Annotated in this window: 16 protein-coding genes; 8 read left to right on the top strand and 8 right to left on the bottom strand. The window is 65.8% G+C overall.

What is annotated here, in order from left to right; all coding sequences use genetic code 11:
* Window positions 1-109: 109 nt before the first annotated feature.
* Both AC5RUO_RS01095 and AC5RUO_RS01090 read left to right on the top strand, forming a co-directional pair.
* Window positions 110-253 carry a hypothetical protein gene (locus tag AC5RUO_RS01095; RefSeq protein WP_494053271.1) on the top strand — a complete coding sequence of 48 codons (144 nt, stop codon included), beginning with the start codon at window positions 110-112 and terminating at the stop codon, window positions 251-253.
* 191 nt (window positions 254-444) lie between these two features.
* The gene (locus AC5RUO_RS01090) at window positions 445-1,383 is read left to right on the top strand and encodes an SRPBCC family protein (protein ID WP_494102550.1); all 939 of its coding nucleotides are present in this window, start codon (window positions 445-447) and stop codon (window positions 1,381-1,383) included.
* A gap of 100 nt (window positions 1,384-1,483) precedes the next feature.
* Here AC5RUO_RS01090 and AC5RUO_RS01085 read toward each other — a convergent pair whose 3' ends face one another.
* Window positions 1,484-3,481 (bottom strand): rhamnogalacturonan lyase, encoded by a 1,998-nt coding sequence (locus AC5RUO_RS01085; protein ID WP_494102549.1) that lies wholly within the window; start codon window positions 3,479-3,481, stop codon window positions 1,484-1,486.
* A gap of 214 nt (window positions 3,482-3,695) precedes the next feature.
* Window positions 3,696-4,190, bottom strand: a complete 495-nt coding sequence (locus AC5RUO_RS01080; protein WP_494102548.1) for an Lrp/AsnC family transcriptional regulator — start codon at window positions 4,188-4,190, stop codon at window positions 3,696-3,698.
* A gap of 92 nt (window positions 4,191-4,282) precedes the next feature.
* Here AC5RUO_RS01080 and hisC point away from each other — a divergent pair, with 92 nt between their 5' ends.
* Both hisC and AC5RUO_RS01070 read left to right on the top strand, forming a co-directional pair.
* Window positions 4,283-5,377: a histidinol-phosphate transaminase gene (gene hisC / locus AC5RUO_RS01075; protein ID WP_494009630.1), complete on the top strand. Its 1,095-nt coding sequence runs from the start codon at window positions 4,283-4,285 to the stop codon at window positions 5,375-5,377.
* An 11-nt stretch (window positions 5,378-5,388) separates the two neighbouring features.
* On the top strand, window positions 5,389-6,066 hold the full coding sequence (locus tag AC5RUO_RS01070; RefSeq protein ID WP_494102547.1) for a YitT family protein: 678 nt from the start codon (window positions 5,389-5,391) through the stop codon (window positions 6,064-6,066).
* 19 nt (window positions 6,067-6,085) lie between these two features.
* Here AC5RUO_RS01070 and AC5RUO_RS01065 read toward each other — a convergent pair whose 3' ends face one another.
* Window positions 6,086-7,042 (bottom strand): hypothetical protein, encoded by a 957-nt coding sequence (locus tag AC5RUO_RS01065; protein WP_494102546.1) that lies wholly within the window; start codon window positions 7,040-7,042, stop codon window positions 6,086-6,088.
* Window positions 7,043-7,192: 150 nt separating this feature from the next.
* Here AC5RUO_RS01065 and AC5RUO_RS01060 point away from each other — a divergent pair, with 150 nt between their 5' ends.
* A complete protein-coding gene (locus AC5RUO_RS01060; protein ID WP_494053264.1) occupies window positions 7,193-7,531 on the top strand; it encodes a hypothetical protein in 339 nt (112 codons plus the stop codon).
* A 32-nt stretch (window positions 7,532-7,563) separates the two neighbouring features.
* Here AC5RUO_RS01060 and AC5RUO_RS01055 read toward each other — a convergent pair whose 3' ends face one another.
* Window positions 7,564-8,496 carry a threonine/serine dehydratase gene (locus tag AC5RUO_RS01055; protein WP_494102545.1) on the bottom strand — a complete coding sequence of 311 codons (933 nt, stop codon included), beginning with the start codon at window positions 8,494-8,496 and terminating at the stop codon, window positions 7,564-7,566.
* Window position 8,497: 1 nt separating this feature from the next.
* The gene (locus AC5RUO_RS01050) at window positions 8,498-8,770 is read right to left on the bottom strand and encodes a hypothetical protein (RefSeq protein WP_494102544.1); all 273 of its coding nucleotides are present in this window, start codon (window positions 8,768-8,770) and stop codon (window positions 8,498-8,500) included.
* A 214-nt stretch (window positions 8,771-8,984) separates the two neighbouring features.
* Here AC5RUO_RS01050 and AC5RUO_RS01045 point away from each other — a divergent pair, with 214 nt between their 5' ends.
* The gene (locus AC5RUO_RS01045) at window positions 8,985-9,581 is read left to right on the top strand and encodes a dTMP kinase (protein ID WP_494102543.1); all 597 of its coding nucleotides are present in this window, start codon (window positions 8,985-8,987) and stop codon (window positions 9,579-9,581) included.
* Window positions 9,582-9,664: 83 nt separating this feature from the next.
* On the opposite strand, the gene AC5RUO_RS01040 is transcribed toward AC5RUO_RS01045, so the two are convergent.
* Window positions 9,665-10,489 carry a hypothetical protein gene (locus tag AC5RUO_RS01040; protein WP_494102542.1) on the bottom strand — a complete coding sequence of 275 codons (825 nt, stop codon included), beginning with the start codon at window positions 10,487-10,489 and terminating at the stop codon, window positions 9,665-9,667.
* A 183-nt stretch (window positions 10,490-10,672) separates the two neighbouring features.
* On the opposite strand from AC5RUO_RS01040, the gene AC5RUO_RS01035 reads away from it, so the two are divergent.
* Window positions 10,673-11,422 (top strand): GntR family transcriptional regulator, encoded by a 750-nt coding sequence (locus AC5RUO_RS01035; protein ID WP_494102541.1) that lies wholly within the window; start codon window positions 10,673-10,675, stop codon window positions 11,420-11,422.
* A gap of 12 nt (window positions 11,423-11,434) precedes the next feature.
* On the opposite strand, the gene AC5RUO_RS01030 is transcribed toward AC5RUO_RS01035, so the two are convergent.
* Window positions 11,435-11,893 carry a PTS sugar transporter subunit IIA gene (locus tag AC5RUO_RS01030; protein WP_494009640.1) on the bottom strand — a complete coding sequence of 153 codons (459 nt, stop codon included), beginning with the start codon at window positions 11,891-11,893 and terminating at the stop codon, window positions 11,435-11,437.
* A complete protein-coding gene (locus AC5RUO_RS01025) occupies window positions 11,893-12,123 on the bottom strand; it encodes a PTS sugar transporter subunit IIB (RefSeq protein ID WP_494009641.1) in 231 nt (76 codons plus the stop codon). Before AC5RUO_RS01025 ends, AC5RUO_RS01030 begins: the two co-directional genes overlap by 1 nt.
* A 232-nt stretch (window positions 12,124-12,355) precedes the next feature.
* Here AC5RUO_RS01025 and AC5RUO_RS01020 point away from each other — a divergent pair, with 232 nt between their 5' ends.
* Window positions 12,356-13,606 carry a PTS transporter subunit EIIC gene (locus tag AC5RUO_RS01020; protein WP_494009642.1) on the top strand — a complete coding sequence of 417 codons (1,251 nt, stop codon included), beginning with the start codon at window positions 12,356-12,358 and terminating at the stop codon, window positions 13,604-13,606.
* The last annotated feature ends 30 nt before the right edge of the window (window positions 13,607-13,636 follow it).

The raw sequence follows: 13,636 nt of genomic DNA, 5'->3' as shown, positions 1-13,636 counted from the left end.
ATGTCCTTGACAGGCCGCGGCCGGGAGCGCTGAATGATCTGTAGCGCAACCCCGGTTTTCGTGGCGTCCCGTCGCCTTCCCCGTTCGCCTTCCAAGGAGCACACCAGCCATGACGGACTATCCACTGGACGAGCGAGTCCACACCGAAGCACCCGCCGAGGGCGATCCGGACGCGGACGTCACGGAGATCCGCGTACATTCCCAGGATCCGGCAGAAGGGGCCGACGAGCCCGCCCCGCCGGCGTCCAAGTAGGCGGCGGCCCGTCCCGGCCACCTTCCCGCGGCCGGGCTTTGGCACGCCCGACGGCGGCACCCGGCCAGGGGCCGCCGTCGTCCGTTCCGATTTCCGTGCTCTGGATATGGACGAGCCCAAAAGGTATGTTGGTAAGCATGCTGATGATTTTTCCGAGTCATCAGTTCCGGTGACAAAGCGAAGGAGACGTTATGAGCACGAAGGTGGAAAAACGCATTCTGGTGAACGTACCGGTGAGCACGGCTTACAACCAGTGGACCCAGTTCGAGGAGTTCCCGCACTTCATGGGCGGCGTCAAGAGCGTCACGCAGCTGGCCGATGACCGGCTGGAATGGGTGGCCGAAATCGGTGGCGTCCGCCGGCAGTGGGAAGCGAAGATCCTGGAGCAGGTCCCGGACCGCAAGGTGGCCTGGGCTGCTACCGAAGGCGCCACGAACGCAGGCGTGGTGGAGTTCGAGGACGTAGGCGGCGGGCAGACGTCGGTGCGGCTGACGATTGATTACGAGCCCGAGGGACTGATCGAGAAGGTGGGCGACAAGCTCAACGTCGTTGACCGCCAGGCCGAGGCCGACCTGCAGCGCTTCAAGGAATTCATCGAGGACGAAGGCTACGCGAGCGGCGCCTGGCGCGGCACGGTCAACCCCGGCGCCTCGGTGGGAACGCCCGGCGTGGAAGACGCAGCAGCATCCCGGGGCGATTCCGGCAAGGCCGGTGTTTCGGGCAAGGTGGCCGCCGGACTGGGCGTTGCGGCAGCAGCAGGTGCCGCTGCCGCCATGGCTGCCGGGGGCAACAAGGGCGAGACTGCAGCTGCGGACGAAACGGTAACTCCAGCCACTACCGGGGAGTCGGCCACCGTCACGCCCCTGACGACGGATACCACCACTACGGGCACGGATACGGCAACAACGGGTACGACGGCGGCCGCCGGCTCCACCGGTTCAGTCGCCGACCTTGGTGGTGATGACCGGATCGGTCACCCCTTCGACCAGACGAACGGCCTGGTGGACACTACCGGCGAGTCCGACGAGACCATCGAGGGCGAAAACCTAAGCGCGGGCGAGCGGCGTGATGACGACCGGCGTCCCGACGGCGGCCTGCCGCCTATTGGCGGCAACCTCGGCCAGCACTGACCGCGAGGACGGCCCGCCGTCGCACATCTCCTAACCAAGCGCCGCCCGCCTCTCCCCGAGGCGGGCGGCGCTTTGCCGTTCTTGTGCGGCCTTGCGCTGGTTACTTCTGAGTGCCTGCGTAGGTGACGGACGGCACTTCAGGGGTCTCCATGCCTACACCGATGAAGAAGCTGGGGTGCGGCGGCTGGTTGTAGGACACGTTCTGGTTAGCCACGCCGGTCCGGTACATGGGGTCGTGCATTAGGGTGCGGAGCCGCACCTCGGTGGGTGCGGTGCTGGTGTAGATCCGCAGTTCCGTGCTGTCCGACGACGGGAACACAAGTTCCTCACGCCAGTCACCCAGGAGATCCGCCTGGAGCGACGGGTTGCCCTTGGTGTGGTTGTTCGTCCGGGCGCCGGTGGCGGTCAGCAGCCTGTCGCTGGACTCAGTTTCCCAGTTCCATTTGGAGACGGTGGGCACGCCTACGCCGGCAACGGCGTCGAAGTCGTGGTCCACGATCTCGCGAAGCAGGTCGCCGTCCCACCAGGCCATAAAGTTGGCGGCAGGGATCTTGTTCGCGATCAGCTCGCCCTTGGCGGAGCGCAGCTGGCCAACCGGCGAGTTCCAGGCGCCGTCGCCGCCTACAGCCCAGCTCTCGGAGCCCGGGAAGCGGGGATCGATATCTCCGGTCGCGCCGCGGCCGGTATCCCGCGTGGCGGGGATGCTCCAGAGGATTTCACCGGTGGCGGCGTCACGGAAAGTGGCTCCGCGGTTGCCGCTCTGGCTCATGCTCTCGTGGACGGCGAAGGTCTCAAGGCCCGGACGGGACGGATCGAGGTTGCCCGTGTGGATGGCGTCGCCGTGGCCCAGCTTGGTGTTGTACAGCGGTTTGCCGTCATCGTCGATGGTCATGGAGCCGAAGACGAACTCGTCCTTGCCGTCCTGGTCCACGTCCGCAAGGGAGAGGTTGTGGTTGCCCTGGCCCCTGTACTCCGCGCCCGCAGTGTCCGAATCAAACGTCCATCGCTTCACCAGCTTGCCGTCCACCAGGTCATAGGTGACCAGGACGGTCCGGGTGTAGTAACCGCGGCTGAACATCAGGGACGGCTTCTCCCCGTCAAGGTAGGCTACGCCGGCCAGGAAGCGGTCCACGCGGTTGCCGTAGCCGTCGCCCCACGCGGAGACATTGCCGCGGGGCGGGTCGTAGTGGACGGTGTCCATGATGGTACCGGTGGCGCCGTTGAACACAGTGAGGAATTCCGGGCCGGACAGGATGTAACCGCCGCTGTTGCGGTGGTCGGCTGCAGGGTCACCGATGACCGTGCCTGCGGCGTCCCTGGTGCCGTCAGCGGTCTTGAAGGAAACCTCGGCCTTGCCGTCCCCGTCAAAGTCGTATGCAAGCAGTTGGGTGTAGTGGGCGCCGGCGCGGATGTTGTGGCCGAGGTCAATGCGCCACAGCTTGGTGCCGTCCATCTTGTAGGCATCCACGTACACATTGCCCGTGTAGCCGGATCTTGAGTTGTCCTGCGCATTGGAGGGGTTCCAGAGCTGGATGATCTCGTAGCTGCCGTCGCCGTCCAGGTCCGCGACGGTCGCGTCATTGGCCGTGTAGGTGTAGGGCTTGCCGTCTTTGGCGACGTCGTCGGCCGGCTTGTCCAGCTTGATGGCCAGGTAGTCCTGCTTCAGCGGCGTGAATTCGGCACTGAGCTTGTCCTGTCCATTGCCGTTGCCCACGGTCTTGATGGCGTACGTGGAGTCCGCCGTTCCAGCCGGGTCAACGTAGGTGGTGGTGTTGCGGATGGGTTCTTCCGTGATCTGGACGCCGTCGCGGATCACATGGAAGCCGATGCTGTCCTGGTCAAGGCCGAGCATCCGCCAGCCCAGGGTGACGCCCTGTCCCGTCAACACCGCCACGGGTGCGCGGTCCAGATTCTCCACCTGGCGCTTGAGTCCTGTTGAAGCGGTATTTGCCTGGCCGGGGGTCGGCTGGCCGGGCTCCGCCTGGGCAAGCGGTACACCGGTAAAGGCGAGCGCCGCCGCCGTCAGTGCAGCGGCAGGGGCGGCCTTCCAGGCAAGTCCAGCGCGGGATAGATGGGAACATTTCGAGGAAAAAGCCAAAGAACATCTCCTTTGATGCGGCGGCAGCTGAGTATGCCGCGCGACAGTTTGGAACGTTTCATATGCCCCGAAAACTCCTCTTCCCCAAATTCATGGAGGGGATTCGAGGGCGGGGAAAGCGCTTTCTGCCCTTCATGTTTATCAGTGGCTTCACAGGGCGGTCAAGAGCCATTCCGATACTTTGTGGGAGAAATTGTTCTTTTATCTCCTCGTTCTAGTCTTCGCCGACCTTGTAGCCCGCCACCGACTGCAGCAATGGCACGGTCCTCGGCGGCATGACCTCCACCAGAGACATAGCCGTGCTCGTCCGGACGACGCCGGCAATGGCCAGCATCGCATTGGTCACCCGGTGGAGGTCGGCCGGGTCCTTCGCCGCCACTTTGGCCAGCAGGTCGGCATCTCCCGTGGTGGCATGCATTTCGATGATTTCCGGGATGGTCCGCAGTGCGGCAGTTGCTTCATCGCTTGAGGATTGGCTGATGGAGATCGAGATGAAGGCGGTCAGCGGCATCCCCAGCGCCTCCGTCCTGACCCGCTGGCTGAAAGGCGCCAGGCTTCCGTCATTAACCAGGCGGCGCAGCCGGGCATGGACCGTGTTCCGGGCGACCCCCAGCGTCCGGGAGAGCGAGAGGACCGTCGCCTGCGGGTCGTCGTCGAGTGTGAGGAGAATCTCGGCGTCAAGAGCATCAAGAAGGTGCATACTGAGCATTTTGCCACTCCATCCTGCTGGCAAGGCAGGATCTGTCCTGCAGCAAGCAGCTGTGTTGCGCATACGCACGCCGCTGCCCCACGATGCTTTGCATGACCAGCACCCTTCCCGACACTGCCGCTCCCGGGCTGCGCGCCGCCGTCGCAAACCTCCCCGCGTACGTGGCCGGTAAAAGCGCAGAGTCTGAACTGACTGCCGCCCTGGCCTCGAACGAAAGCCACTTTGCTCCGCTGCCGTCCGTCGTCGAGGTTGTTACTGCCGAAGCCGCCCGGATTAACCGGTACCCCAACATGGGCGCGGTGGACGCCCGGGAAGCCATTGCGCGGCACCACGGAGTGTCCCCGGAGGAAATCGCCGCCGGCCCCGGCAGCTCAGGCGTCCTGCAGCAGATCATCACCGCGGTCTGCGATGCCGGGGACGAAGTAGTGTTCGCGTGGCGGTCCTTCGAGGCCTACCCCATCCTGGTCACCGTCGCCGGCGCTGCACCTGTCCCGGTCCCGCTGCTGGACAACGAACAGCACGATCTCGCGGCCATGGCCGCCGCCATCACTGACCGCACCCGCCTGGTGATGCTCTGCTCCCCCAACAACCCGACGGGCGTCTCCATTGACGCCGGCGCACTGGAGGACTTCCTGAAATCCGTGCCGTCCACGGTCCTGGTGGTGCTGGACGAGGCCTACATCGAATACCAGCGCGGCCCGGGCCTGGACTCGCTGGAGTTCTACCGGCGCTACCCCAACCTGTGCATCCTGCGCACCTTTTCCAAGGCCTACGGCCTCGCCGGCCTGCGGATCGGCTATGCCATCGCCCGCCCGTCCGTGGCTGAAGGACTGCGCCGGACCGCCATTCCCTTCGGCGTCAACCGGATGGCCCAGGCCGCGGCCGTCGCATCGCTGGCCGCAGTCGATGAACTTCGTGCACGGACCGACGCCGTGGCACAGGAACGCACCCGGGTCATCGCCGCCCTTCGCGGCGCTGGCTGGGATGTCCGGGACAGCCAGGCCAACTTCTACTGGCTCCGCGCCTCACACGAGCTCCGGGAAGAGCTGCTGGCTGCCTTTGCCGACGCGGATATCCTCGCGCGCGGCTACGCGGGCGACGGCGTCCGCGTCACCCTGGCGGACAAAGAAACCAACGACCGCGTCCTCGCTGTCCTGGCAGACCGCGGACGGTTTGCCACCCAGTGAGTACCGCCACCATGCCCTCCCCCACAAACGTTCGCGACGCCGAGCCCGCCGCAGTGGAAGGAACCACGACGGCGGCACCCGCCATGCCGCCGTCGGCCGTCCGCCATTCCCTGCTCGAGGATGTCCTGGGCTTCCTCACCGGAACCTTCGCCGCTTCACTTGGCCTGTACCTGCTCAAGTCCAGCGAGGCCGTCACCGGCGGCACGGCCGGCCTGGCCCTGCTGCTGAGCTACAGCCTGCCGCTGCCGTTCGGCGTGATCTTTTTCGGGGTGAACCTGCCGTTCTTTGGGCTGGCGGTATGGAAGAAGGGCTGGAACTTCGCGCTGCGCACCGGCGCGGCGATCGCCCTGGTCTCGGCCATGGCCAGCCTGCACCCCTGGGCCCTGGGGCCGCTGGTGATCGGCCCCGTCTATGGGGTGCTGGGCGGAAACCTGCTGGCCGGCGTCGGGCTGCTCATCCTGTTCCGGCATAAGTCCAGCCTGGGCGGCTTCAGCATCCTGGCGCTGCTGCTGCAGGAGAAGCTGAAGTGGCGGGCCGGATATGTGCAGATGGTGCTGGACGTGGCCATCGTGCTGGCGGCGCTGGTACTGGTGCCACCGTTGATGGTGCTGCTGTCCGCCGTCGGCGCCACGCTGCTGAACCTTATCCTCGCCCTGAACCACCGCCCCGGACGCTACCTCGGAAAGTAGACGCCGGGAGGGCTGCTGGTTAGGGGCCTGACTCGTACCGGTCATCCTGGCCGTGCTGCCGTGCAGGGACCAGGACCACTTCGTGTAGATCCGCTGCCGGCTCGTCGAACTTGGCGTTTACCACTGCAAGGGTGTTGCCAAACAGTGCCGCCGTCGTGGGAATCTGGAAGCTGTCGCTCGTGATGACGTCCCGGACCTCGCCCGAGGACAGGTCGTGGTTGAGCTTGACCCGGCTGACCTGGTTGAGGAAATTCTGCACCACCCACACGGTCTTGCCGCGGGCGATGATGCCGTCCACGTTGGGAAGTGCTCCGGTGTCAATCATCGCGCTCTGCCCGGTCCCGGGATCGACCGTGAAAAGGGCCTGCTTGGCGGAATGGGCCACGATCAGCACCCGGCCGCCCTTGACCGACGTGATGCCGTTCAGGTTGAACGCCCCGGGCAACTCGGCGGCCGGGCCGAGCAGCGGCACCGTGTCAAGATCCTGCAGGTCTCCCTCCCGGTTCACCTGCAGCCGGTAAAGCTCTCCACGTGCGGAGTTGGTGAACCAGGCCCCGTCCCTGGTGAGGGTGACGTCATTGATGAAGCCCGGCGCCAGGGCGAATTCCCCCACGGCCTCCTTGGTCTTCGTGTTGTAGACGAAGGCCTTGCCGGTGCTGCCGCCCGCCACGAAGAGCAGGTCGGTGCGGACATCGAACTTCATGCCCACCGCCTGCCGGTCGGCTGGCGCATCGATGAATCGGGTGGCCTTAGGCTCCCGGATGTCCCCCTTGAAGATGTCCCCGGTTTCCAGCTCCCCTGCATAGAAAGTGGTCCCCCGTCCCGCTGCGATGCCCTCGGCGGAGGTGGCGCCGTCGAGCACGATGACATTGTCTCCAGGGGAGTCACCGGCGGAGGCGGGAACGGCGGTGGGGAGGACGAGGGCCATTAGAGCGATGAACCCGATGACTGCACGGCGTTGTACTGTTCGGCGCATAATGATTCCTGATCTGGATTTTGCGCGGGGCCCTCTGCGGCAGCTCCACACGATGGTGTAGCCAGTTTAAGTACGGCAGTTGGGCCCGCCAAGGCATCGGAGCCCCCATTCTGCTTACAATCGAAACCTCTATTGACTACTGAGGGATCCATGAAGAAATTCGCCACAGTCCTGTTCGCCGCCGGCCTGGTTGCTTCGGCTACAGCCTGCTCCGCCTCACACCAACTGTCCACCGCAGAAACCTGCGAGCGGATCCAGTCCGTTGTGTCGAACCCCGCCAACAGCGCCGGCAAGACGGGAATGAACCGGCTGGCAAACCAGATCCGCCCCATCCACGCCGTCGCTTCCGACGACCTGAAGCCGGCCCTCGCCTCGATCATCGAGTACACGGACGAGCAGGCGAAGGAAACGCCGGACGAGGCCAAGCTCGCCGAGCTCCAGGCCGATTACGAGGAAGCCGGCAGCACCTACAGCCAGTTCTGCAGCTAAATACCCTCCGCGAACCGGGCCCGGCCGCCCGGCTACAGACTGGCCGGGTCCGTATTGGCGCCGCAGAGGATCACTGCCACGCGCTCGTCCCGGCGGGGCACGTAGGCGCCACTGGTGAGGGCTGCATAGGCAGCCGCGGCACCGTGCTCCACCACTATCCGGTAGGTGCTCCAGAGCTGAGTCCGGGCTGCAACAATGTGGTCATCGGACACCAGGACGCTTTCGACGCCGGTGCGGACCGCCACGGAGAAGCCGATGTCACCGATGCGGCGGGCTCCCAGCGAGTCCGCCGCGACGCCGGACACCGCCACGTCCACCGGCCCTCCCGCGGCAAGGGCGTTGTGCAGAGTGGGCGCACTGTGCGGTTCCACGGCCACGACTTTTGCGCGGCCTTCCACGGCGGCCGCAACGCCTGCCATCAGTCCCCCGCCGCCGACAGCCACCAGGACGGTTTCGACGCCGGGCACCTGTTCCAGCAGTTCGGCGCCAACGGTTCCGGCGCCCGCTGCGATTTCGGGCTGGTCGTAGGCGTGGCAGTATACGGCGCCGGTTTCCCGGGCGTATGCCACCGCCGCCTGGTAGGCCTCGGCATATTCCGCACCGCCCTGGACCACGGTGGCGCCGATGGCCTTGAGCTTTTGGACTTTGACTTCCGGCGCTGCGGAGGGAACGAACACCGAGGCGGGGACGCCGAGCTGGGCTGCCGCGTAGGCGTTGGCGAGGCCCGCGTTTCCGCCGGAGGCCACCACCACGCCCACATCGGGCCGGAGTTCACCGCGTTCCTTGCTGGCCAGGATCCGGTTCAGCGCACCCCGGGCCTTGAAGGTCCCGGTGTGCTGCATGAACTCGCATTTGAACCAGGCCTGTCCGGGGAACGCGCCCCGGTCGGCCGCCATAACGGGCGTCAGGCGGGTGAGGCCGGCGGTCCGGTCCGCAGCCCGGTCAACGTGGGCACGGGTGATCACGTCAGACTTCGTCGTCCCAGGTTCCGGACTCCTCCAGGGCTTCCTCGGGCTTGTGTTCCTGCCCGGGATCGCCGCTGCCGACGTACGACGCCGGGACGGTACCGCCGGGATGGGCCTGCTGCTCTTCACGGATGTTGGATGCGCCGGGCAGTTCGGGGTGCTGGCCGCTTTGCGGAGCTTCCTTCCCCTGTCCAGGGCCGGTCTTGGCTTCGTCAGGGTCACCGGGGCCGCGAAGGTCTGCGTCGTTCAGGGGCTCGTTATTGGATGTGGTCATGGTCCTGCCTTTCACCGTGGGAAAGTCGCTGCTTCCGGCCGTACTGGCCCGGCCGCTTTCCAGCCTACGTTTTCAGGGGCCTGATCGCATGGAAGTGTGGATCCTGGGGTTTGGCCGGCAAACCTGTGAAAAAGGGCCCCTTAGCTGGGAATCCCACCTCAAGCGGGACTTCCCGGGAACCGGGGGCGTTTAACCCATGGCAGAAGGAGGCCACGTGATCATTGTTCTTACCGGAATCGACGGTTCCGGCAAGTCCACGGCTGCCGCCGCCCTGGTGTCGTACGTCGAAGCACACGGCGGCAAAGCGGTCCTGCTGAACAACCATGCCGGACGGCGCACCATGTCCGTCCTGTCCGCCAGGACGGGGATCCGCCTGCCCAAGCGCCTGGCCGAGGCCCTGGAAACCACCTTCCGGGTGTGGAACGTGCTGGTTTCCCACCTGAGGGCAAGCCGCTTTGAGGGACTGGTGGTCATGGACCGCCACCTGTACTGCCAGCTGGCACTTCGGACCACCAAGGGCCTGCCACGCGGCCGCTTCCTGCCCTGGCTGCTGAAGGCACTTCCGGCGCCTGACGCCGTCGTCCATTTTGATATTGACCCCGGTGAGGCGCGCCGGCGCATTGTTGCCCGCGGGACGGATGACGAGACGCTGGAGGACCTCATCGCATTCCGGGACGCCTACGCTGCGCTGCCGGAATACAAGGACTTCGTGAAGGTTGACGCTTCCGTGCCGCCTGCGGAACTGGCCCGGCAACTGGAGCAGCTCATTATGAGAGGGCAGCATCTGCCCGCTCCGCCGGTCGGCGCCTAGATCCTGGATCCGCTAGAACAGCGAAGGGCGGGCAGGACCAACTGGTCCTGCCCGCCCTTGCTGTTGAATCGGCGACTACCGGATCAGCGTGACGCTGTCGGCGAGGCCGTGGACTCGGTGTCTTCGGTCTCCGTGGCCATCGGGGAGGCTGTGTCCTCCGGCGAGGCCGTGGACGTAGCAGTCGAAGTGGACGTGGCGGTGGACGTCGGGCTGGAGGTGGCACCGCCGCCGTCGGCCTGCTCAAGCACTTCGTTAATGAGGTCCTCAAGCTCCTTCTGGTCCGTGTCGCCCAGCTCGGCGCCGCTCTTGGTGGCGACCACCAGCAGCCGCCCCTCCGCAGCAGAGACCTGCATCAGCTTCTGCTGGTTCTCGCCGCTGCGGCTGCTGAGGGTGGCAAAGGTTTCCTGGGCATCCGTCTCGGCCTGCAGCTCCTCGCTGGAGACCTCGTAGCTCTGGCCCAGGGCCTCAACCTTGAAGGTGGCGCACTGGTCCATCTTGCCCTTGATGTCCGTGAGGACCTGCTCGGCGTCCTCCCCTTCACCGCTGGACTGCGCGGACAGGGTGCGGGGCTGGTTGCCTTCGGAGATCGCGACGGCCACCTCACCGTTCTCCACGGTGTCCAGCAGGCCGGCGGTGGCAATGTCCTTGCAGTCTTCAGGGTCCACCGTTGCGGTGCTCAGCAGCAGGTTGGCGATGTTCCCGCCCTGGTCCACCTGCTCCTTCGAGTAGAGCTTCAGCTCATTGCCGTCGGCGTCTGTCTTGCCGGAGATGAGGTCGCGCAGCTCGTCTTCCGTGTAGACCTTCTCTTCCTCGGTAGGGGAGGGTGACGCCGTCGTGGTCGCAGTGGGGCTGGCCGCGCCGCCTCCTCCGCCCGTGCAGCCGGCCAGGGCCAGCATTGCCGCAGTCATCAATCCAAGCGCCGGAACTTTACGCATGTGTACATCCCCTTCGAAATAGAAAGCATGCTTAGTGTTTTCCACCATAGACGGTCCTGCGTGCAGAGGGAAATAACGGGCGGATAACTTTGGCAGTGTGGAATAATCCGAGGTAGTGGTCCGCACCGGACCGCTCCACAGACCAGAGGGGACACAGTGTCCGCCACAACTACCGGCACCGAGGCGGCGAGGGCGGCCATCAACAACTCCCAGGTCCCCAAGCATGAGCAGCTCCGGCTGATCATCCTGCGGCTGGCCAAGGAGCAGTTGGGGCCCGGCGCCCGACTTCCCAGCGAGCGGACCCTCATGGACTCCTACGGCGTCAGCCGCATCACCGTACGCGCGGCGATCGGCCGCCTGGTCAACGAGGGGCACCTGGTCCGGGTTGCGGCCAAGGGAACGTTCGTGGCGGACTCCCCCGTCCAGTCCACGCTGCACCTGGCGTCCTTCACGCAGGAAATGGAGGCCATGGGCCACGTCCCCAGCACCGTGGTGCTGGTGGCGGAGTCAGCCGCCGCTCCCGACGACACAGCTGAGGCGCTCAGCCTCCCGCGGGGGTCCGAAGCCATCCACCTGCGCCGGCTCCGCCTGGCCGACGGCCGCCCGGTAAGCGTCGACGACGCGTGGTACAACCCGGAGCACGCCGCCGGACTCCTGGACATCGACCTGACCGGCTCGGTCTACAAGGCCCTGGCCGCCCAGTTCGGCCACCAGATCGACCGGGCACGCCAAAGCGTCCGGTCCGAGGGCGCCCCCGCGGATGTGGGGGCGCTTCTCGGCACCGGAACGGGTGCGCCGGTCCTGGCCTTCGACCGGATTTCCTATTCCGGCGCCCTGGCGATTGAGCACTCGCGCTCCTGGTACCGCTCCGACCGCTACTCACTCAATATGGAAGTCCGGCTCTAGGCCGGACGTCCTTCAGTCCAGCGAAAACAGGCTGGCGCCCGCCGCCACGGAACCATCAGCCAGCAGCGTTGCTGTGTCCGGCTTCGTGTCGAGTACGACGACGGGACTCACCATCGAATAACCGGCCGCCAATGCGGGGGCCGGGTCCACATGCATGATGGGTTCGCCGGCCGCGACGGTGTCGCCCTGGGCGACCAGTAGCTTGAAGCCGTCGCCCTTGAGCTTCACGGTGTCGATGCCCACGTGCGTCAGCACGCCGCGGCCCGACTCGCCCACCACAACAAAGGCGTGCGGCAGGAGCTTGACCACCTTTCCCGCCAGGGGGGACACGACGGCGAACGCCTCACCGGCCGGCGGTTCAACGGCCGCGCCGGAACCCACCATCTGCCCCGCGAACACGGGATCGGGAACGTCTGACAGCTGCACCACTGCCCCGCTGATTGGGGCAAGGACCAGCATCGACTCCGCCACTAGAGGAGGTCCTCGATGTCTTCGGCCAGGGAGTCGGCTTCAGGACCAACGATCACCTGGACTGCGGTGCCGGCGGTGAGCACGCCGTGGGCTCCGGCGGCTTTCAAGGAGGCTTCGTTCACCAGTGAGCCATCCTTTACCTCGGTCCGGAGGCGGGTGATGCAGGCTTCCACCTCAAGGATGTTGCCGGCGCCGCCCAGGCCTTCAATGATCTTTTCTGCTTTGGACATTGCTGCCCTTTCTGACGGTGCCCGCGTGGAGCACTTCTTCAGCACCGGACCGGCGGCCCGGTGGGACCTATTCTGGCTTCCTCCCCATCGAACCAACAGCCCTGGCGGTGTTCTCCGCCGATCTTGACAGCCGGTCGTGGGATCAATCACACTGAACTGGTCATAACCAGACAGTACCGGCTGTAACCTTCACTTCACAAGCCCCGATCCCCAACCCCGCAGAGGTGTACCCATGTCAACATCCGAGACCACGGCCTTGGCTCCGGAGAAGAAGCCAAACCGCGCCTTCGCCACCCTCCAGCGGCTGGGCCGCTGCCTGATGCTTCCCATAGCCGTCCTGCCCGCGGCGGGCCTGCTGCTGCGCATCGGGCAGCCGGACCTGCTCGGCGCCATTCCCGGATTCGAAGGCGGCGCCGCCGTCATCTCGGCCGCCGGCAACGCGGTGTTCACCTGGCTGCCGCTGATCTTCGCCGTCGGCATCGCCATCGGCTGGGCCAAGAAGTCGGACGGCTCCACCGCACTGGCCGCCGTGGTGGGTTACATGGTGATCGACGGCGTCTTCAAGGCCATGTCACCGCTGGTCCTGGCAGGGCAGGTAGATCCCGCCGGCAAGCAGGCCCTGATCAACTACGGTGTCCTGGCCGGCATCGTGGTGGGCCTGCTCTCCGCCGGCCTGTGGCAACGGTTCTACCGCACCAAGCTGCCCGACTTCCTGGGCTTCTTCAGCGGCCGCCGCCTGGTGCCCATCCTGACGTCCATCACCAGCCTGGTTGTCGGCGTCGTGCTTGCCCTCTTCTACCCGCTCTTCAACGCCGGCCTCTCCGCAGCGGGCCAGGCCGTGGCCGGAAACCCGGAACTTGGCGGCGGCATCTACGGCTTCGCCAACCGCATGCTCCTCCCGGCAGGACTGCACCACATCCTCAACTCCGGCCTGTGGTTCCTGATCGGTGACTACACGGACGCTTCCGGCCAGCTCGTCCGCGGCGACCTCAACCGCTTCTTCGCCGGCGACCCCGCGGCAGGCGTCTTCATGACCGGTTTCTTCCCCATCATGATGTTCGGCCTGCCGGCGGCTGCCCTTGCCATGTGGCGCCACGCCAAGCCCTCCCAGAAAAAGATCGTGGGCGGCATCATGCTCTCCACCGCGCTCACCGCATTCTTCACAGGCATCACCGAACCGCTCGAGTACGCGTTCATGTTCGTCGCCTTCCCCCTCTACATCGTCCACGCTGTGCTGACCGGCACGTCAATGGCCCTGGTCAACGCCCTGGACATCCACCATGGCTTCACCTTCTCGGCGGGGTTGATCGACTTCGTCCTCAACTTCGGGAAGTCGCAGAACGGCTGGATGCTCATCCCCATCGGGTTGGGTTACGCGGTGATCTACTACTTCCTGTTCTCCTTCGTCATCAAGCGCTGGAACCTGCGCACCCCCGGCCGTGAGGACGACGAAGTCGCGGTGGACACCGACGCCGCCAAGTAAGTCCCCCGCTCCGTTCAACAACCCGAAAGC

The organism is Arthrobacter sp. Y3221087 (genome assembly GCF_059089905.1).
This window is presented reverse-complemented; position numbering and strand designations above follow the sequence as displayed.